This window comes from Alistipes sp. (assembly GCF_048465635.1).
Lineage (GTDB): Bacteria > Bacteroidota > Bacteroidia > Bacteroidales > Rikenellaceae > Alistipes.
The window spans coordinates 115,122-134,788 of sequence record NZ_DBFWLF010000009.1 but is presented as its reverse complement, the minus strand read 5'-3'; the positions used below and the strand labels follow the sequence as shown (position 1 = coordinate 134,788).

20 protein-coding genes are annotated in these 19,667 nt (G+C 64.5%); 14 read left to right on the top strand and 6 right to left on the bottom strand.

The genetic code is table 11. The features are described from left to right. The first annotated feature begins 153 nt into the window (after nt 1–153). From folK to ACMO9O_RS04010, 8 genes are read left to right on the top strand one after another with little or no spacing between them, the layout of a single operon-like run. A complete protein-coding gene (gene folK / locus ACMO9O_RS04045; protein ID WP_418982333.1) occupies nt 154–663 on the top strand; it encodes a 2-amino-4-hydroxy-6-hydroxymethyldihydropteridine diphosphokinase in 510 nt (169 codons plus the stop codon). Further along, complete coding sequence (locus ACMO9O_RS04040; protein ID WP_418982332.1) at nt 660–1,646, top strand: hypothetical protein; 987 nt, start codon at nt 660–662, stop codon at nt 1,644–1,646. The genes folK and ACMO9O_RS04040 overlap by 4 nt, the downstream gene beginning before the upstream one ends. Nucleotides 1,647–1,649: 3 nt before the next feature. Continuing rightward, nucleotides 1,650–3,698: an Ig-like domain-containing protein gene (locus ACMO9O_RS04035; RefSeq protein ID WP_418982331.1), complete on the top strand. Its 2,049-nt coding sequence runs from the start codon at nt 1,650–1,652 to the stop codon at nt 3,696–3,698. Beyond that, nucleotides 3,695–4,504: a PorT family protein gene (locus ACMO9O_RS04030; RefSeq protein WP_418982448.1), complete on the top strand. Its 810-nt coding sequence runs from the start codon at nt 3,695–3,697 to the stop codon at nt 4,502–4,504. Before ACMO9O_RS04035 ends, ACMO9O_RS04030 begins: the two co-directional genes overlap by 4 nt. 11 nt (nt 4,505–4,515) lie before the next feature. Then, on the top strand, nt 4,516–4,854 hold the full coding sequence (gene rbfA / locus ACMO9O_RS04025; protein ID WP_418982330.1) for a 30S ribosome-binding factor RbfA: 339 nt from the start codon (nt 4,516–4,518) through the stop codon (nt 4,852–4,854). 17 nt (nt 4,855–4,871) lie between these two features. After that, nucleotides 4,872–6,071 carry an FtsX-like permease family protein gene (locus tag ACMO9O_RS04020; RefSeq protein WP_418982329.1) on the top strand — a complete coding sequence of 400 codons (1,200 nt, stop codon included), beginning with the start codon at nt 4,872–4,874 and terminating at the stop codon, nt 6,069–6,071. 1 nt (nt 6,072) lies between these two features. Beyond that, nucleotides 6,073–6,900 (top strand): DUF4296 domain-containing protein, encoded by an 828-nt coding sequence (locus ACMO9O_RS04015; RefSeq protein WP_418982328.1) that lies wholly within the window; start codon nt 6,073–6,075, stop codon nt 6,898–6,900. Continuing rightward, nucleotides 6,860–7,213: a cytosine deaminase gene (locus ACMO9O_RS04010; RefSeq protein WP_418982327.1), complete on the top strand. Its 354-nt coding sequence runs from the start codon at nt 6,860–6,862 to the stop codon at nt 7,211–7,213. The genes ACMO9O_RS04015 and ACMO9O_RS04010 overlap by 41 nt, the downstream gene beginning before the upstream one ends. A gap of 56 nt (nt 7,214–7,269) precedes the next feature. On the opposite strand, the gene xerD is transcribed toward ACMO9O_RS04010, so the two are convergent. Then, nucleotides 7,270–8,166: a site-specific tyrosine recombinase XerD gene (gene xerD, locus ACMO9O_RS04005; RefSeq protein ID WP_418982326.1), complete on the bottom strand. Its 897-nt coding sequence runs from the start codon at nt 8,164–8,166 to the stop codon at nt 7,270–7,272. A 68-nt stretch (nt 8,167–8,234) separates the two neighbouring features. On the opposite strand from xerD, the gene prmA reads away from it, so the two are divergent. The 4 genes from prmA to ACMO9O_RS03985 all read left to right on the top strand — a co-directional run bounded on the left by prmA (nt 8,235) and on the right by ACMO9O_RS03985 (nt 11,411). Continuing rightward, nucleotides 8,235–9,071 (top strand): 50S ribosomal protein L11 methyltransferase, encoded by an 837-nt coding sequence (gene prmA, locus ACMO9O_RS04000; protein ID WP_418982325.1) that lies wholly within the window; start codon nt 8,235–8,237, stop codon nt 9,069–9,071. After that, the gene (recO, locus tag ACMO9O_RS03995) at nt 9,068–9,793 is read left to right on the top strand and encodes a DNA repair protein RecO (RefSeq protein ID WP_418982324.1); all 726 of its coding nucleotides are present in this window, start codon (nt 9,068–9,070) and stop codon (nt 9,791–9,793) included. Before prmA ends, recO begins: the two co-directional genes overlap by 4 nt. Nucleotides 9,794–9,825: 32 nt before the next feature. Continuing rightward, nucleotides 9,826–10,206, top strand: coding sequence for a hypothetical protein (locus ACMO9O_RS03990; RefSeq protein ID WP_418982323.1), 381 nt, complete (start codon nt 9,826–9,828; stop codon nt 10,204–10,206). Nucleotides 10,207–10,301: 95 nt separating this feature from the next. Beyond that, a complete protein-coding gene (locus ACMO9O_RS03985) occupies nt 10,302–11,411 on the top strand; it encodes a porin (RefSeq protein WP_418982322.1) in 1,110 nt (369 codons plus the stop codon). 38 nt (nt 11,412–11,449) lie between these two features. On the opposite strand, the gene ACMO9O_RS03980 is transcribed toward ACMO9O_RS03985, so the two are convergent. The 5 genes from ACMO9O_RS03980 to tgt all read right to left on the bottom strand — a co-directional run bounded on the left by ACMO9O_RS03980 (nt 11,450) and on the right by tgt (nt 17,843). Next, nucleotides 11,450–13,285, bottom strand: a complete 1,836-nt coding sequence (locus tag ACMO9O_RS03980; protein WP_418982321.1) for a YgiQ family radical SAM protein — start codon at nt 13,283–13,285, stop codon at nt 11,450–11,452. Between the two features lie 172 nt (nt 13,286–13,457). Further along, nucleotides 13,458–14,603, bottom strand: a complete 1,146-nt coding sequence (locus tag ACMO9O_RS03975) for an RluA family pseudouridine synthase (RefSeq protein ID WP_418982320.1) — start codon at nt 14,601–14,603, stop codon at nt 13,458–13,460. Then, a complete protein-coding gene (locus ACMO9O_RS03970) occupies nt 14,603–15,574 on the bottom strand; it encodes a PASTA domain-containing protein (protein ID WP_418982319.1) in 972 nt (323 codons plus the stop codon). Before ACMO9O_RS03970 ends, ACMO9O_RS03975 begins: the two co-directional genes overlap by 1 nt. Nucleotides 15,575–15,584: 10 nt before the next feature. Beyond that, nucleotides 15,585–16,688: an LptF/LptG family permease gene (locus ACMO9O_RS03965; RefSeq protein ID WP_418982318.1), complete on the bottom strand. Its 1,104-nt coding sequence runs from the start codon at nt 16,686–16,688 to the stop codon at nt 15,585–15,587. Between the two features lie 24 nt (nt 16,689–16,712). Continuing rightward, the gene (gene tgt, locus ACMO9O_RS03960; RefSeq protein ID WP_418982447.1) at nt 16,713–17,843 is read right to left on the bottom strand and encodes a tRNA guanosine(34) transglycosylase Tgt; all 1,131 of its coding nucleotides are present in this window, start codon (nt 17,841–17,843) and stop codon (nt 16,713–16,715) included. A 93-nt stretch (nt 17,844–17,936) separates the two neighbouring features. Between tgt and ACMO9O_RS03955 the strand changes: the two genes are divergently transcribed. Together ACMO9O_RS03955 and ACMO9O_RS03950 are read left to right on the top strand one after the other, a co-directional pair. Next, nucleotides 17,937–19,091 carry a glycosyltransferase gene (locus ACMO9O_RS03955; RefSeq protein WP_418982317.1) on the top strand — a complete coding sequence of 385 codons (1,155 nt, stop codon included), beginning with the start codon at nt 17,937–17,939 and terminating at the stop codon, nt 19,089–19,091. Beyond that, nucleotides 19,082–19,666: an RNA polymerase sigma factor gene (locus ACMO9O_RS03950; protein WP_418982316.1), complete on the top strand. Its 585-nt coding sequence runs from the start codon at nt 19,082–19,084 to the stop codon at nt 19,664–19,666. Before ACMO9O_RS03955 ends, ACMO9O_RS03950 begins: the two co-directional genes overlap by 10 nt. Nucleotide 19,667: the final 1 nt, after the last annotated feature.

Below are 19,667 nucleotides of genomic sequence, written 5' to 3'. Positions count from 1 at the left end.
GACCCCGTTTGGGACGGGTCGCTTCGCCGGCCGCGGACCGGGTTCGCCGCTGCGGCCGATCGCAGGACCCCCCCCCTCCGCTCGGGACAGGGGTTCGGAGCGGACGCCGCGTCGGAAGCGGCTCCGGCGGCCGTTCGATAAACTGGCATATTTATGGCACGTGTGATACTCCTGACCGGGGGAAATACCGGCGACGTAAAACGGACCCTGCAAAGCGCCCAGCAGCTCATCAACGACCGCGTGGGTCCGGTGCTGCGCTGCTCGCACCGCTACCAGAGCGAGCCGTGGGGCTTCGACGCCGCGCAGCGTTTTTCGAATCAGGCGCTGGCGGTCTCGACCGACCTGACGCCCGAAGAGGTGTTGGACGCCATCCAGGAGATCGAGCGCCTCTTGGGCCGCAACCGCGCCGCCGAGGCGGTCGAAAAGGCTTCGACGGGGGCGGTCTACACCTCGCGCCCGATCGACATCGACATCGCCTTCTACGACGACCAGGTGATCGCCACCGACCGCCTGACCGTCCCCCACCCGCTGCTCGCCGAGCGGGAGTTCGCGCTGGTCCCGCTGGCCGAGATCGCCCGCGACAAGCGCCACCCCCTCACGGGCCAAACCGTGGGCGAAATGCTCGAAGCGCTGCGCCGTAACCCCGAAATCCAGTCCCGATGATGAAGACCCGGATACTCGCTTTGCTGGGCTGCGCCGCACTGCTGGCGGGGTGTTTCAAGGACACCTCCTACGACACGACCTACGTGCTCAAACCGCTCGTACAGCCCAATTCGGTCGATCCCGTTCAGCCGCTCGAGGGGGTGCAGGCCTACACCTATGCGGTCGACACCCTGCTCTGGGGCATCTCCTCCTACGAGGATGCGCTCGCGGGAGTGATTACCCTCAAGGGCGACCCCTCGCAGCAGATGACCACCCCGGCCGCCGTGGCCGTGCCCTACGATGCGATCGAGGGAGCGGTGGGCTGGCTGCAGATGCCCGTCGGCGAACCCTTCCAGATGATCGTGGCCGTCGACCCCGCGAGCCGCATCTACGGCTATACCGTCCAGCCGCAGATTCTCAACCTGCCCGAGCTGTTCGTCTCGCTGGTCTTCAAGCCGTGGAAGGAGGGTTTCTCCTACAAGGACGGCAACTGGAGCTTCTACAACGATTTCTACGTACCGCCCGTGACGCTCAAAACCTATATCGCACCCAAGCTGCAGCAGACCGAGGGGGGACCCGAGAGCGATCCGGTCTCCTCGCAGGTCAAGGCCTACGCCTATGCCGCCGACACCACGCAGTGGTATATCGCCTCCTACGAGGATGCCCGCGACTTCCGGATCACGCTCAAGGACGATCCCAAGCAGACGCGCACCCAGCCCAACTTCCGGGCCTACCACGAGGATTCGGGTCTCTACGGGATGGATGTCACCTCCACGCCGCTGATGGTCGTGGTGGTCGACCTCGAAAACCAGCTCTACGCCTACTCCAAACAGGAGGTCGAACTGTCGGGTCCCGAGGTGACCTTCCCGGTCGTCTTCCGGCTCTGGAGCAAGGAGTGGATCACCGTCGAGAACGGCTGGCGCGTGGTCAACGACGCGCTGCGCCCCGAGCAGAACCCCGAACCCGAAACGCCCGTAACCCCCGAATCCATTTACACCCGATAAACGATGAACTCCGCCAAACAACCCGTCGTCCGCCTGCTGCGCGCCGCCGTCGCCCTGCTCTTCGCCACGGCGTTTCTGAGCCGCTGCGCGAGCATCATGACCCCCACGGGCGGACCGCGCGACTCGCTGCCCCCGGTGATCGTGAGGATGGATCCCGACAACTTCGCGGTCAACCGCCCGACCACGGGCCACGACAAGATCTACATCGAGTTCGACGAGTTCGTGCAGATCAAGGACCAGCAGAAGGAGTTCTTCACCTCGCCGCAGATGAAGAAGAAGCCGCTGATCACCCTGCGCGGCCGGGGCATCGTCATCCAGCTGCGCGACACGCTCGAGGAGAACACGACCTACGCGCTCAACTTCGGCAGCGCCATCCGCGACAACAACGAGGGCAACCCGCTCTACTCGATGCGCTACGTCTTCTCCACGGGACCCGAGGTCGATTCGATGGTCCTTTCGGGCTATACGGCCGACAGCTACAAGGCCGACTCCGTGCCGAAGACCTTCATCTGGTTCTTCCCGGCCGACTCGGTGGAGTGGGTCCCCGAGTACGACTCCACGCTCTTCAAGTACAAGCCCTCGGTGATCGGACGGGCCGAGACCAACGGCATCTTCATCGCTCAGAACCTCAAGCCGATCGATTACCGCATCTACGGCATCCAGGACAAGAACGACAACCAGATCTACGAGCCCGGCAGCGACCAGGTCGGCTTCGTCGAGGGGGTCTACAACCCGGCGAAGATGCCCGATTTCGCCATCTGGTACGACTCGGTCCGCCAGTATGTCACCGCCGAACCGCAGGTCTACCTGCGCATGTTCACCGACAAGGCGTTCCGCCGCCAGCTGCTCTCCGAGACCGAGCGGCCCCTGCAGCACAAGGCGATGCTCTACTTCTCGGCCGCCGAACCCCGCATCGAGCGCATCCGCTTCGACAGCATTCCCGACGAGGCGGTCATCATCGACCCGCAGACCGTCGGACGCGATACGATCGCCCTTTGGTTCAACGTGCCGTCGGCCTCGCTGCCCGATTCGCTCAAGGGGGAGATCACCTACTTCAAGCACGACACGCTCAACCGCCTGCAGGAGGTCACCGAACCGCTGAAACTCGCATGGCGGCTGATCGAGACGAAGGAGCAGGAGCGCGAACGGCTCAAGAACGAGCGCGAACGCCGCAAGGCCGAGGAGGCGGGCGAGGAGTGGGTCGAGCCGGAGAAGCCCAACCCCTTCGCCTTCAAGCTCCCGCTTTCGGGCGAGGTGAATCCCGAAGAGCACCTGACCGTCGAATTCGACTACCCGCTGGCGCGGCTCGATTCGGCCTCCGTGCTGCTGACCACCACCGACGAGCGCAACCGCGTGGAGGACGTGCCCGTGCGCTTCGTGCGCGACACGGCCCAGCTGCGCCGCTGGTTCATCCGCGCCCCGTGGAAAACGGCCGGACAGTACACGCTGACCATCCCTGCGGGGGCCATCACCGACATCGCGGGCTTCTCGAACGACTCGATCGTGGGCAAGTACACGGTCTACGATCCGGAGAAGTTCGCCACGGTGAAGATCCACGTTACGGGGCGCGACGACGACGCGAAATACATCGTCCAGCTGCTCGACGGCAGCAACAGCCTCAAGCAGGAGAAGCGCGACGTGAAGACGGGCGACGTGCAGTTCAACTACGTCCCTGCGGGGGAGATCAAGTTCCGCATCATCGAGGACCGCAACGGCAACGGCAAGTGGGATACGGGCAGCGTGGTGGAGCGCCGCCAGCCCGAGCGGGCCGAGATCTACGCCAATGACGAGGGCGAGGACACCTTCGCCACCAAGACCAACTGGGAGATCGAATTTTCGATGGACATGAACCGCATCTTCGCACCGGTAACCATGGAATCGCTCTCGCGCATGCTCGACGAGCGGGAGCTGCAGCGCCTGCGCCGCGAGGCGGAGAAGCTGGCCAAAGAGGGCCCGAAGCACGATAGGGACGACCACCCCGACAACAACAATAACAACAGCTTCAACGGAGCGTTCGGCTCCACGGGAGGCATGTTCAACACGATGAGATAGCGATGAGACGAAAGATCATAACCGCGCTGCTGCTCCTGGCGGCCCTCACGGCCTGGCACGGGGCCTCGGCGCAGCATACGCTGGGCTTCACCGTCGGCTACGGCATGGGCAGCGGCCGCCTGCAGCCCGAGCAGGAGATGCGCGCCCTCTGGGGCATGTACAGCGGCGGGGTGTCGTGGCGCTACTACGGCCGCACGCGCTTCGTGGGCGGCTTCGGCATCGACCTCGAATTTCTGCAGCAGGGCTTCTCCTTCGCCACCAACTCGGCGCTCGTGGAGGACAAGTCGCAGTTCCTTTACTACACGCGCCGGATCAACTCCCTGGTGCTGCCCATCGTTTGGCAGCCCCACGTCTACCTCTTCCACAACCACGTGCGCCTCTACCTCGAAGCCGCCGCGACTTTCTCCTACAACATCTCTTCGACGTGGGAAAACGAGGCGCTGCGCGACGCCGGCGCTCCGGTGTGGAAGGGCGACTACCACTTCAAACTCGTGCGCGACAACCGCTGGGGTTACGGCTTGGCGGGCGGCGGCGGTCTGGCTGTGCTGATCCGCCGCTTCGAGCTGAACCTGCGCATCCGCTACTACTTCGGCTATTCGGACATCGTGCGCAACCGCAACCGCTACGCCGACAACGCCGACGACGGACCCGAAAACCCCTTCTACGCCACCCCCCTGCGCTCGCCTCTGGACAATCTCTCCATCTCGGTGGGGCTGAGCTACCGTTTCAACAAGGAGGGCTTCGAGAGCTGGAAGCCGCGGCCCAAGCGCGAAAAGAACAAGGAGGTATTCAAATACGGATTATAAATCTTTCTACCATGGAAAACACCCGTCAGCAGAAAATTGCCAAACAGATACAGAAGGACGTGGCCGAGCTGCTCCAGAAGGAGGCGGCCGACGTGGTCCGCGGTTCGCTCGTCACGGTCACGGCCGTGCGCATCTCGCCCGATCTGGCCTACGCCAAAATCTACGTCAGCGTCTTTCCCTTCGAAAGGAGCGAGGAGGTGATGCAGTCGCTCGAACGCCACGTGCGCTTCCTGCGCGGACTGGTCGGCCAGCGCATCCGCAACCAACTGAAGAGCGTCCCCGAACTCCAGTTCTTCCTCGACGATTCGCTCGAATACATCGAGCATATCGAAAAGGCGATGAAGCAGTGATCTAATTTCCGACGGTTTTGTACTTCATCGCCCGCCGCTACCTCTTCGCGCCCGAATCCCGCTCGGTGGTCAACCTAATCTCCAGGCTGAGCGTCGTGGCCGTGGCCATGCCCGTCGCGGCGATGATTATTCTGCTGTCGGTCTTCAACGGCTTCGAGACGCTCGTGCGGTCGATGTATTCGGCTTTCGACGCCGATCTGACCGTTACCCCCGCCGAGGGGCAGACCTTCCCCGTGGAAGCGGTCGATACGGCGGCCCTCGGCCGCGTGCCCGGTGTCGGAGCGCTCTCGTTCGTGCTGGAGCAGAGCGCGCTGCTGGAACACGGCGGCCGCCAGGCGACCGCCACCGTCCGGGGCGTGGACGATGCGTACGAATCGGTCCTGCCGATCGCCGACGCCGTTTCGGCGGGCAGCGCGCGGGTGCGGGTGGGCGATCTCGAGCGTCTGCTCATCGGACAGACGATGGCCTGGCAGCTGGGTATCCGCTCGCTGGCCGACGCCGACGTGGCTGTCTACGCCGTGCGGCGGGGTTCGTTCTCCGCGCTGCTGCCGATGGACAACTACACGCGCCGCACCATTCCCGTGGGGGGCGTCTGGGCGCTCGATCTGGAGACCGAACGACAGTACGTCCTCGCGTCGCTGCGGCTGGCGCAGGAGCTGTTCCAGTCCCCCGGCCGCGCCTCGGCGGTCGTGCTGTGCCTGACGCCCGAAGCCGATGCCGGGCAGGTAAAGAGAGCCGTTCAGGCGGCCCTCGGCGACGGTTTTCGGGTCCGCACGCGCTACGAACTGCGCGCCTCGTTCTACCGGATCATGACCTACGAGAAGTGGGGCATCTTCCTCATTGCGCTGCTGGTGCTCATCGTGGCTTCGTTCTCGGTGGTGGGGGCGCTGGCGATGCTGATCGTCGACAAGCGCCGCGACCTTTCGACGCTGCGCGCGCTGGGGGCCGACACGGGGGTGCTGCGGGGGATTTTCCGCTGCGAAGGGCTGCTGATCTGCACGCTGGGCGCGGCGCTGGGCGTGGTGCTGGGAGTCGGCGCGAGCCTTGTGCAGCAGCACTTCGGGCTGATCGAGATTCCGGCCGAAACGTTCCTTACGAAGAGCTATCCGGTCGAGTTCCGGCCCGAGGACCTGGCGGCCGTTTTGGCTTCGTTCGCCGCGGTGGCGCTCCTGCTGACGAATCTCACGGTGCGCAGCATGATAAAACAACCCTCCTGACATGAAACGTTTCCTATATACGGCGCTTATCGCGCTCGGGGCGCTGTTGGCGGCAGCCTGCTCGCGCCACAAAATCATTCCCGACGACGAACTGGCGTGGATTTTCCACGACGCCTTTCTGGCCAACGCCTACACGGGAAGCCGCAACATGAAGCTCGACTCGCTGAACCTCTACGAGCCGATCTTTTCGAGCTACGGCTACACCACCGCCGACGTGCAGTACACCATCGGCAACTTCTCCAAGCGCAAGAGCGCCCGCCTGGGCGACGTGGTCGAGCAGGCGATCGTCCTGCTGGAAGAGGAGGGCAAGTACTACAACCGCGAGGTCGCGGCGCTCGATACGATCGACAACGTGGCCCGCCGCACCTTCACACGCCGTGTCTACGCGGACTCCCTGATCCGCGTCAGGTCGCTGCGCGATACGGCGCGCCTGCGCCTGACGCTCGACGTGCAGCCGGGCGAGTACGACCTGCGCCTGCGCTACCTGGTCGACTCGCTCGACCGCAACGAACGCGGGCTGAAAGCCTCCGTCTGGCTCGAAACGCGCGACAGCATGCGCGTGAACTACTATTCGATCACCCTGCGCCGCAACCGCGAGGAGAACTACTCGCGCCGGCTGGTCACCGACACCACCCACCGCCGCCTGCGCATCGACCTGGTGACCTTCACAGACAAACCGCGCCAGCCGTCGGTGACCGTGCGCGACCTGACGGTCGACTATACGCCCCCGACCCGCGCGGCCGTCGACAGCCTCTATGATCGTCAGCTGGACCTTCGTATCTTCGCCGATGAATTTTTCCGTGCCGCCATTCCGGCGGATAGCCTCTAACCGGCTCTGGACCCCCGGCGGCCTGGTCCGCAATCCGCTCGTGACGCTGGATGCCGCGGGCCGCATCCGCAGCGTGGAGGTGTGCCCGGACCCGGACCGCCTGTCCGCCACGGAGTTTTATGCCGGGATGATCGTCCCGGACTTCCCGGCCGACTACCGCGCGGCGTTCGAACGCCTGCGCCGCGAGCCGGATGTGCTTCCGGAGGTGCTCTCTCGTCTGCTTCCGGCCCCGGACGGCGTGGCGGTGGTCATTTCGGGGCTGGATTACGCGACCCTTCGTTTGCTGCCGCAGGCGCAAATCCGCAAATTATAAAAGAAGCCTTCCGCCCGTCGGCGGAAGGCTCGCTGTTTTCCGCGAACGGCGTCCCCTCAGATCAGCAGGTGATCCTCCACCGAACGGCGCAGGTGCACGCTGTCGAGGTGGGTGTAGATCTCCGTGGTCAGGATGCTCTCGTGCCCGAGCATCTCCTGCACCTGACGGATGCTCGCGCCCCCCTCCAGGAGGTGGGTGGCGAACGAGTGGCGGAAGGTGTGGGGACTGATATGCTTGTCGATTCCGGCCCGCAGGGCGGCCTGCCGCAGGATCGTGAAGACCATCACGCGCGTGAGCTGCGTGCCGCGGTTGTTCAGAAAGACGACCTCCACTTTCGGACGCGCCGGACGGCGCTGTTCCAGGTAGCGCTGGATTTTGTCGCGGGCCGCGGCGCTCACCGGAACCAGCCGCTGCTTGTCGCCCTTGCCGATCACGCGCAGGTAGCCCTCCCCGAAAAAGAGGTCCCGCATCCGCAGCGACGTAAGCTCCGACACGCGCAGTCCGCACGAGTAGAGCACTTCGAGCATGGCGCTGTCGCGCAGCCCCTTGGTCGTGGAGGTGTCCACGGCGGCGATGATGCGGTCGATCTCCGCGGTGGTCAGCACGTCGGGCAGCGGCCGCCCGAACTTGGGCGAGGCGACGTACTCCGCGGGCGAGGTCTCGATCCTGTCGTCCAGCAGCAGGAAGTTGAAGAAACTTCGGATGCCGCTCAGACAGCGCGCCTGCGAGGTCTTCTCGCGGCCGCGCTCGAAGAGCCAGGTCAGGTAGCGTTCGATCATCTCCGGCTCCACCCTGCGCGGCGCCACGTCCCATTGCCGGAGGATGAAGTGGGCGAACTGCCTCAGGTCGCGCATGTACGATTCGACGGTATTCGCCGACAGCCGCTTCTCCAATTTAATATAGGTGCGGTATCTGCTGCCGGCCTCTTCCCATTTTTTCGTATTTTCAGCCATTCGTGTTCGGTTATATGCCGCAAATTGGTTAACTTTGTGAGGACGAAGGTACGAAAATTTTACATAATATGAATTACATCGCGCTCGAAATCGCCTGCGGGGAGGAGTTGGCCGAGGTGCTGACCGCCTTTCTGGCGGACTGGCCGTTCGAGAGCTTCCAGACTGCGGACGGTGTGCTGAAAGCCTATATTCCCGCCGCGCAGCTCGATGCGTGCCGGACGGAGGTCGACAGCCTGCTGGCGGAGTACGGCGTCGCGGGGCGCTATGCGCTCATCGAGACCCGCAACTGGAACGCTCCGTGGGAGAGCGGATTCCCGCCCGTGGAGATCGACGGCCGCGTGCGCATCCGCGCTCCGTTCCACGACCCGGCGCCGGACGGCGTACTGGACATCGTGCTGACGCCCGACATGTCCTTCGGCACGGGGCATCACCCCACGACGTGGCTCATGACGCGTGCGCTGCTCGAGCTGCCGCTGGAGGGCCGCTGCGGGCTGGATGCGGGCAGCGGCACGGGCGTGCTGGCGATCGTGGCCGCGAAGCGCGGTGCGGCGCGGGTCGATGCGGTGGACATCGACGACCGTTCGTGCGAAAGCTGCCGCCGGAACGCCGCGGCCAATGGGGTGGAGGAGCGCATCGAAACCCTGCTGGGCGACGTCGACCGTGTGGCGGGCCGCCGCTACGACTTTATCGTGGCCAACATCCACCGCAACGTACTGACGGCCCGCATGCCCGCCTATGCGGCGATGCTGCTTCCGGGCGGCGACCTACTGCTGAGCGGCTTTTACAGCGACGACGTGCCGGCGATGGTCGCCGCGGCCGAACAAGCGGGCCTGCAACTCGCCGATACCGCCGAAAAGGAGGGGTGGGCCCGGGTTCACGTAACGAAGGGAGCCGACGGTCTTTGAAAACCTACAAGGGGCGCGGAGTGGTCCTCCACACGCTCAAATACGGCGATTCGTCGCTGGTGGTCTACCTGCTGACGGACGTGGGCGGCCGCCGCAGCTACATGGTGCAGGGGGTGCGCAGCCGCCACGGCCGCGGGTCGAAGCTGGCGCTGTTCCAGCCGATGTTCCCCGTCGAGTTCGAGGGGCTGGAGTCGTCGCGCCAGCAGATGCACCGCTTCCGGGAGGTGCGCGCGGGGTTCGCCTTGCAGGGCCTTCCGTTCGACGTCCGCAAGTCGACGATGGCGCTCTTCATGGCAGAGGTTTTGTACCGCCTGGTGCGGGAGAGCGAAGCCAACGAGCCGCTGTTCGACTTTGTGTGGGGGTGCGTCGAAGCGCTCGATGCGATGGCGGAGGGGGTGGCCAATTTCCACCTCTGGTTCCTGGCCAACCTGAGCCGCTTTCTGGGGTTCAGCCCGGGCAACGAATACACCCCCGGGGCATGGTTCGACCTGCGCGAGGGCCTTTACACCCCGCTGCGGCCCGTGCATCCCGACGCAATGGACCAGGCGTGCGCCCGCATGCTCGACGACCTGCTCGACTGCGACGTGCGGGCGCTGGGCGGACTGGGGCTGAACCGCGGGCAGCGCGTCGAGTTTCTCAACGCCCTGCTGGTCTATTTCGGCTACCACCTCGACGCCGTGTCGGCCGTGCAGTCGGTGCGTATCCTGCGCGAGGTGTTCTGAAAAAAGTGTGAATGACATAAACGGGAAGAAGTATGAAAAAGATGTTGATTGCCGCCGTCGCGCTGCTCGCAGCGCTTGCGGCTACCGCTCAGGAGCCGGGTCCGTTCGGCTACATCCGGCGCGACACCACGCGCAACAAGGGTTTCCAGCTGCCCGACTCGCTGGCCCACCTCTCGCCGTGGCGCGAAGATTTCCGGACCATGTCTCCGGTGAAGACCAAACCCAAGGTGTCGATGACCTCCGTGGTGGTGATTCAGAACGAGAATCTGCCTGCCCGCGTGACGGTGATCGACAACAACACGCTGCGTCTGGGCCGCCACTTCACCATCGGCAACGGACAGGCGTGGAACAACGGATCGTTCCCCGACGCCTACCTCGACGCCCGCACGCTCTCGTTCCCCATGCCCCGGTAGGCGCTTCCAAGCGCTCCGGCCGGGCGGTCGCCGTCCGCTATGCGCGCTGCGGCAGCAGTCGCAGCCGCGCCTGTTTTGCTAACCCCGACCCGTCGATGAAACCGATTTTCAGTCTGTTGCTGCTGCTCGCCCTACTGAACTGCCGGGCGCAGACGCCGTCCCCGGCCCCGCTCCCGTCCCGACCGGCGATGCCGTCGGCCGCGCCGACACCCGTTTCCGGGGCGGCTGCTTCCCACGAAAAGAGTCTCTCCGAACTGACCGCCGAGGTGGCGGACCTGCAGGAGAAAGCCACCCTTTGGGAGCGCATCCTCGCCCGCCTGCCCCGCATTTCGGGCTATGTGCAAACGGGTTACGAGTGGAGCGAGCGTGCCTCGACCTTCTTCGTCAAACGCGCCCGCCTCTGCCTCGCGGGCGACATCACCCCCAAGATCGACTACCGCATGCAGGTCGAGTTCGTCTCCCCGCGGCTGGTCGACCTCTTCGTGCGCTACCGCCCGTTCGATGCGCTCAACATCCAGGTCGGGGAGTTCAAAATCCCCTTCTCGATCGAAAACACCGACTATCCCCCGCTGCGGCTCGAATTGATCGACTATCCGCTCGCCCTGCGCAGGCTGATGGGTTACAGCGACCTCTGCGGCCTTTCGGCCACGGGCCGCGACCTGGGCGCGCAGCTCTATGGCGGCTTCTGGAAGCGGGACGGATTCTGCGTCCTGAATTACAACGTGGGCGTTTTCAACGGCGAGGGGCTTAACATCCGGGACCGCAACCGCAGCAAGGACTTCGCGGCGCGCCTCACGCTCTGCCCGGCCCGCGGCCTGCTCCTGTCGGGCTCCTACTACTGGGGCGAATACGGCGACGACTACCTCCGGCGGATTCGCTACGGTGCGGGAGCGTGCTACGACCGGGGTTCGGCGGTGCTGCGCGGCGAGTGGATCGGCGGCCGCACCGGCGAGCTGGAGAGCGACGGCTGGTATGCGCTGGCCGGCTGGCGTGCGACGCGCTCGCTGATGCCCGTGGTGCGTTACGATACGTTCCGCGAGAGTGTCCTTTCGGACGATGCACGCCAGACCAACTACACGGCCGGACTGCTTTGGCAGCCGGTCAAATACCTGCGCTGCCAGTTGGATTATACCTATGAAGATTATGCTTTCCGCGCCGCCGAAAACCGCAGCGTGGTCGCCCTGCTGCTGACCGGGATATTCTGAAAGCCACCCGCCTGATACAAAAGGCTGACCTTGAAAGGTCAGCCTTTTTTCGGAGAGGGTTTTCGCGTCGAGCCTGCCCGCGGAGAATCTGCCCGCCGTGGCCGCTCCCGCCGGACCGCTCCGCCCGGCCGCTGCGCCCCTCTTTGCGGCGGCGTCTGCTGCCGCGCCGCGCCGTTCGGGGCGAAAAAGTAGCTCTTCTGCCGCCGTTTCTCCTCCTGCGAGCGCGCCACGTAGACCCGCTCGTGCGTGTAGGGGTTCTCGCCCGTGTGGAACAGCACCGAAGAGAGGGTCATCGGCGTGGGGGTGAGGTCCTGTACCTGCTCGAGGGTGAAGTGGAGCTTTCCCAGTACCTTCTCCGACAGCGCCCGCATGTCGCGTTCGGTGCAGCCGGGGTGCGACGAGATGAAGTAGGGAATTAGCTGGTAGGGCAGCCCCTCGCGGCGGCAGATGGCGTGGAAATCGGCGTTGAGTTGCTCGAACAGGGCGAACGGCGGTTTGCGCATCAGCCGCAGCACCCCCTCTTCGGTGTGCTCGGGTGCGACCTTGAGCCGCCCCGAGGTGTGGTGCTTGAGGACGGTTTCCAGGTAGGGCGTGCCGTCGAACAGGTCGTAGCGGATGCCGCTGCCGATAAAGGCCTTTTTGACCCCCTTCACGGCCCGCACCTTTTCGTAGAGGGCCAGCAGTGGACGGTGGTCGTTGTCCAGATTGGGACACTTCGCCGGGTGGAGGCACGAGGGGCGGCGGCAGCGGCGGCACAGCTCGCGGTCGCGTCCGCCCATGCGGTACATGTTGGCCGACGGGGCGCCGATGTCGGAGAGATACCCCTTGAAATCGGGCATCGCCGCCACCTTGCGCACCTCCTCGATCACCGACCGCTCGCTGCGCGAGGTGATGAACTTGCCCTGATGGGCCGATATGGTGCAGAACGCGCAGCCGCCGAAGCAGCCGCGGTGGATATTGACCGAGTGTTTGATCATCTCCCACGCCGGGATAGCCCCTTTCTCCTGGTAGCGGGGGTGCGGAGCGCGCTCGTACGGCAGGTCGAACGAACGGTCCAGCTCCTCGGTCGTAAGCGTCGCGTGGGGCGGCGTGACCACGACGTACCGTCCGCCCGCGGCCTCGACCAGCGTCGCTTCGGGTTCGAGCAGGTTGCTCTGGGTCTCGATGACGGTGAAGTTCTCCCCGAAGGCGCGCGGGTCGCCGACGCAGGTCTCGTAGCTCGCCAGACGGATCGTCCGCGTCGGATCGAGCCGTTCGACGTAACCCTCGTCGGCGAGGAATGCCACCTGCCGCAGTTTGCGCAGCAGCTTGGCGTTGTAGCCGTTTCGCAGGGCGCGCGCCACCTCCGGAATGACCCGCTCGCCCATGCCGTAGGTCAGCAGATCCGCACCCGACGTGAGGAGCACCGAGGGGCGCAGCGCATCGGACCAATAGTCGTAGTGGGTCAGCCGCCGGAGCGAGGCTTCGATGCCGCCGATCACCACTGGAACGTGCGGGAACAGTCGTTTGAGAATCTGCGTGTAGATCTCCACGGCCCGGTCGGGCCGGAACCCGGCCTTGCCGCCGGGCGTGTAGGCGTCGTCGTGCCGCAGCCGGAGGTTGGCCGTATAGTGGTTGACCAGCGAATCCATCGCTCCGGCCGTCACGCCGAAGAACAACCGCGGTGCACCTAACTTGGTGAAGTCGCGCAGGTCGTCCCGCCAGTTGGGCTGCGGCACGATCGCCACGCGATACCCCTCCGCTTCGAGCAGCCGCCCGATTACCGCAGCCCCGAAAGCCGGGTGGTCGATGTAGGCGTCGCCCGTGAAGAGGATCACGTCCAGCGCGTCCCATCCGCGTTCGCGGACCTCCTTTATGGTGGTGGGTAAAAACATGTTCAGATGGTTGCGTTCCGTGTGTTTTGCTTTTGCAGCCGTTCGATGGGGCGGTTCGTTGCGTGTGCGGCCTGCGGAGGAAAGCGGCCTCAGCGCCGGGAGGCTGCGGCCCGTGCGGCTCCGTGAGCTGCAAAATCGAGTGTTCGCCGGGGTCCGGAACACCCCTCCTTGCCTACTCCGTCTCCCCGTCCGAAGACGCCGAAACGTAGCTTTCCCACTTGGCGATCAGCGCCCGGAAGTCGGCGGGCAGTTCGCTTTCGAAGACCATCTGTCGGCCCGTTGCGGGGTGCTCGAAGCCCAGCAGGCGCGCGTGGAGCGCATGGCGCGGCATCAAGGCGAAGCAGTTCTCGATGAACTGCCGGTACTTGGCGAAGGTCGTCCCCTTGAGGATGCGGTCGCCGCCGTAGCGCTCGTCGTTGAAGAGCGGATGACCGATCCACGCCATGTGGACGCGGATCTGGTGCGTGCGCCCCGTTTCGAGGCGGCACTCCACGAGGGTCACGTACCCGAACCGTCGGAGCACGCGCCAGTGCGTCACGGCGTGCTTGCCGTCCGACCCGTCGGCGAAGACGTACATCTTCTGCCGGTCTTTGGGGCTGCGGCCGATATTCCCGGTGATGGTCCCCTCGTCCTCTTCGAAGCTGCCCCACACGAGCGCCACGTAGCGCCGCTGGATCGAGTGGTCGAAGAACTGCTTGCCCAGCCGCGCCAGCGCCTGCTCGTTCTTGGCTATCACCAGCAGCCCCGAAGTGTTCTTGTCGATGCGGTGCACCAGCCCAGCGCGGGTGTCGCCCTCGCTGAAGAGCGGCAGCGTGCGCAGATGCCACGACATGGCGTTGACCAGCGTCCCGCTGTGGTTGCCCACCCCCGGGTGGACGACCATCCCCGCGGCCTTGTCGACGATCACGATATCGTCGTCCTCGTAGGGAATCGTCAGGGGAATATCCTCGGGAACGATCTCGTATTCGCGCTTGGGCCACGGCATCACCAGCTGGATGCGGTCCAGCGGTTTGACTTTGTACGACGACTTGGCCGGCTTGCCGTTGACCAGGATGTTGCCGCTGTCGGCCGCCGCTTGGATGCGGTTGCGCGAGCAGCTCTCCATGTGGCTGGTGAGGTACTTGTCCAGCCGCAGCGGCGACTGGCCCCGATCGGCCGTGACGGCGAAATGCTCGTACAGGCCCGACGCCTCGTCGTCCTCGCCCTGCGCAGCCTCCTCCAGCTCGGGATCGGCGTCCGCCTGCCGGATCTTCTCCGGGGCGGAATCAATCTCCTGCTTTTTCCGCGCGGGATCGTCGGTATGGCGTGCGTCGGTCATCAGTCGAAAAATTCGTTGCCGCGGTCGGTCCGCTCCTCTCCGCCGGTCGCCGCGTCGTCGTCCGGGGCGGTCGCCTCGCGGAAAGCCGCGGCATCCAGCGAGTCGGTGCGCTCCTGCTCGATCCGGAGCCGTTCGGCAGCGGCGTCGCGGGCCAGTTTCTCCGCCGCGGCAACCTGCTCGTCGAGCTTCTTGCGGTCGAGCGTCAGCCGCAGGTCAACCCGCGACCCGAGCGTCGCGCTCCGTTCGGCCGACGGGCTTTGCACATAGACCCGCGCCTCCTTCTGGTTCAGCAGGTTGATCCCCTCGTCGAAATCCACGCGGCCCACGTTGAGACCCAGCTCCCATAGGCGGCCTTTGGCCTCGGCGAGCGGCGATCCGACCAGCAGCGGAACCACCGTGGTTCCGTAGCCGTTCTCGACCCCGACGTGGAGCGTCACGCCCGAACCCATCTCGGTCTCCATGCGCGTGGAGGCGGTCACGGGCTTGCCCTTGCAGTACTCCTCCAGCACGTAGTTGGTGGCGATGTCGGCGCGGTAGACCAGTTCGTCGATCTCCAGTCCGGCGATTTCGAGCATGTTCTTGGCCTGCCGCAGCGAACGTCCCGCCACATAGGGCACGGGGACCATCTTCTCGCGGAACGAGTTGATCGTGATGTAGACCGTGCGGCCCGGTTTGACCTCCACGCCCCCTTCGGGCAGCTGGTCGAGGACGATGCCGCCCTCGTAGGCCGGCACGTAGAGCGAATCGTTGATGTGGAGTTTCAGCCCGTGCTCCGCGGCCAGCCGCTCGGCCCCGTCGAGCCGGATGCCCGTCAGGTCGGGCACGGTGCGGCGGGAGCCGTGACGCGTGCCGACGCGCATCACCAGGTGGGCCGCGACGGCCAGAAAGAGTATGATGGCGGCGATCAGCAGCAGGTTGTAGAGCAGTGGGTGCTTCCGGAGCCGGTCGAGGTAGTTTGCGGGTCTCTTCATGCTTGAAACGTTATTTGGGGGCCTTTCGGTAGAGGTATACCGCGATGACCAGATAGATCAGGTTGGGCAGCCACACGGCCAGGCCGGGCGGCATGGTCCCGCTCTTGGCGAACTCTTCGAAGAAGCGGTTGAAGAGGATGTACGAGAAGCAGAGGCCCGTGCCGATGCCGATATGCAGTCCCGTGCCGCCGCGCACCTTGCGCGAGGAGAGCGACACGCCGATGAGCGTCAGGATGAACGTCGAGAGCGGATAGGCGTAGCGGGCGTGCTTCTCGACCTCGATGATGTTGATCGAGTCGGAGCCTTTGGCCCGCTGCTGGTCGAGGAAGTCGTTCAGCTCCGAAATGTTCATCGTCTGGATCAGCTCGTTGATGCGGCCCAGCTCGGTGACTTCGAGGTTGATGAGCGTGTCGAGGTTGCGGTACTGCGCGAAGGTCTCCACCCCCAGCGAGTCGAACTCCCGCCGCGTGTAGCGCGGGGCGGTCCAGCGTTTGCTCTCGGGGTCGAACTTCACGTCGGCGGCCTCCAGCGAGCGGGTCATCGTGCCGCTGTTGTAGTGCTCCAGCGCGAAGAACGAAGCCTGCTTCGTGTTCTCGCTGTACCCGCGGATGTAGGCGAACGTGCCCGGCTCGATCTGCCGGTAGATATGGCGGTCGTACACGGCGTCCATGCGCCGCTTGATGTACTGCTGTTCGAACTTGACGATGTGTCGCTGCGAGTAGGGGATCAGCCAGAGGTTCAACGTCAGCGAGAGCGAGGCGATGATCAGCGCGCCGAGGAAGTAGGGCCACATCAGCCGCCGGAACGACATGCCGCCCGAGAGCATCGCCACGATCTCGGTCTGATAGGCCATCTTCGAGGTGAAGAAGATGCAGGCGATGAAGGTGAACAGTCCGCTGAACTGGTTGACGAAGAAGGGGATGAAGTTGAGGTAGTAATCCAGCGCGATGGCCTTGAACGGGGCCTTCAGCTCCGTGAAGTCGTCGATCTTCTCCACGTAGTCGAAGACCACCACTACGATGATGATCATGGCGATGGCGAAGAAGTAGGTCGACAGGAACTTCGTCAGTATGTAGCGGTCCAGAATCTTGAACCCCGGAAATTGCAGCTTCATCTTCGCGTCACGTTTTTTCGGTCATTAGAGGCGGCGTGCGAGTTTTTCGACCATCCGCTCCTTCCACGCCCTGAAATCGCCGGCGACAATGTGTTCGCGGGCCATGCCCACCAGCCGCAGGTAGAAGGCGATGTTGTGCAGCGAGGCGATCTCGGCGGCCAACATTTCCCCGCAGACGCAGAGGTGGTGCAGGTAGGCTTTCGAGTAGAGCCTGTCGACGAACGCCTCCCCCGCGGGGTCGATCGGCGAAAAGTCGTCCTCCCACTTCTTGTTGCGGATGTTGATGATCCCCTCCTCGGTGAAGAGCTGCCCGTTGCGGCCGTTGCGCGTGGGCATCACGCAGTCGAACATGTCCACGCCCCGCTCGATCCCCTCGAGAATGTTCACCGGGGTTCCCACACCCATCAGGTAGCGGGGCCTATCCTTGGGCAGTACGGCGTTGACCACCTCGATCATCTCGTACATCACTTCGGTCGGTTCGCCTACGGCCAGTCCGCCGATGGCGTACCCGTCGGCGTTATAGCGCAGCGCATTCTCCGCCGCCCTTACCCGCAGATCGGGGTAGGTGCACCCCTGCACGATCGGGAAGAGCGCCTGGTAGTGGCCGTATTCGGGTGCGGTCTTGTGGTAGCGGTCGAAGCAGCGCTCCAGCCATCGCTCCGTGAGCTCCAGCGACTTGGCGGCGTATTCGCGCGGGGCGTCGCCCGGGGGGCACTCGTCGAAGGCCATCATGATGTCGGCCCCGATCGTGCGCTCGGTGTCGATCACGCTTTCGGGGGTGAACAGGTGCTTCGAGCCGTCGATGTGCGAACGGAAGTGACACCCCTCCTCGCGCAGCTTGCGGCACGCGGCGAGCGAAAAGACCTGAAACCCGCCGCTGTCGGTGAGCATCGGCCCCTCCCATGTGGAGAAGCGGTGCACGCCGCCCGCCTCCCGGATAATGTGCATGCCGGGCCGCAGGTAGAGGTGGTAGGTGTTGGCCAGGATGATCTGCGCCCGGGCCTCGTCCCTTACATCGCGGTGGAAAAGCCCCTTGACGGTCGCCGCCGTTCCCACGGGCATGAAGATCGGCGTGCGGACCACGCCATGATCCGTGCGGAGTTCTCCGGCGCGGGCATGCGACGCAAGGTCCTTATGTTGTACGGTAAAATCCATGCTCATAACGTCCGACAAAAATAGGCAAAATTATTCTGAATTCTGAATTTTGAATTCTGAATTGTTTTGTACCTTTGCCCATATTTACGGAATATGCAATTTTTCGACTCGTTTCTCCGGTGTTACGGCTGGGAGGGCGCGGCCCTTGCGGCGGCGATCCTGCTGACGCTGGGCGTGCAGCTTTACTACTACGTCCTCGTCTACGGCCGTATTCCCTCCTACCGCAATAACCGCCGTCCGGCCCTCCGCGAAGCGGAACCTCCGGTGTCGGTCATCGTGCCGCTCTTCTCGGAGGATTCGTCGTTCGTCGAAGAGCGCCTGCCGCTGATCCTGGCCCAGAACTACCCCTCTTTCGAGGTGGTGATCGTCTACGTGGGGCAGGACAACGACTTCTACGCCGACCTGGAGCACCTGCGGCAGAGTTTCCCGCAGATCGCCACCACCAAGATCCACCTCGATCCGCGCTTTCCCATCTCGCGCAAGATGGCGCTCAACGTGGGTATCAAATCGGCCCACAACGAGTGCCTGATCTTCACCTCGACCGACGCCTGTCCGCAGACCGACCGCTGGCTGTCGCTGATGGCCAAGGGCTTCGTGCGCGGCGACGTGGTTATCGGTTACTGCGGCGTGGAGTACAGAAAGGGCCTTGCAGGCTACCTGATGCGCACCTGGCGGATGATGCACGCGGCCGACTGGCTCGCGCGTGCCGTGCGGCGCCGGCCCTACCGCGGCACGCTGCACAACATGGGCTTTACCAAGAGCCTCTACTTCGGCGTGAACGGCTTCAACTGCCTGAACATGAATATCGGCGAGGACGACCTTTTCCTACAGCGGATCATGACGCGCGACAATGTGAGCGTCGTCCTCTCGCCGCGGGCTACGCTGCGCGAAAAGACGTGGGGCGGCGCAGGCTGGTGGATGAACCGGCTGCGTTACTACGGCTCCGCCGCACAGTTCTATCCCCGTGCGGTGAAAAACTTTCTGGAATGGGAGCTCTATTCGCGCGCGCTCTTCTTCGCAACGGTCGTCTGCGCGCTCTGCGTCATGCCTTTCGAGTACAAGATCGCGGCTGCGGCGCTGCTCGCGGCGCGCTACGTGACGGTCGCCGTCGAGGTGCGGCGGCTGGCCCGCCGGCTGGGCGAGCGGGCCGTCGCCGGGCGTTACTTCCTCTACGACCTGATCGGTCCCCTCTGGGCGCTTTGGCTCGGCGTGCTCCTGCTGCGTAAGGACGAACGGGTATGGAGATAGCCGACTACATCGTCTCCGACGACCGCCGGCTGGCGGAGCTGGTGCTGGAGGGCGACGCCACGGCCTTCGAATACCTCTTCAACCGCTACCGCGACGCCATCCGCCGCCTGTTCGTCCAGCGGCTGGGCGGCGTGAGCGATGCCGACGACCTGCTGCAGGAGACCTTCATCAAGGTCTATATCAACCTCCACCGTTACAGCCCCGAATATACCTTCGGACAGTGGGTTTACACGATCGCCCGCAACACGTTCATCGACTACGTGCGCCGCCGTCAGGACGACCTTCCGATCGACGAACGGTTCTGCGCGCCGGCCTCCACCAGCCCCAACCCCGAAGAGAACGTCATCAACCTCCAGCAGCGCTCCCAGATCGAGAGCTGCCTCGAACGGCTCGCCCCCCGCTACCGGCGGCTGATCGTCATGCGTTTCTTCGAGGAGTACTCCTACGAGGAGATCGCCGCCAAGCTCGCCCTGCCGCTCGGAACGGTCAAGACGCAGATTCACCGCGCGCGGGAGCAGATGTGCCGGCTGATCGCTTCGGGCGACCGGTCGGCGGAACCCAAAAAACAGGCCTGAG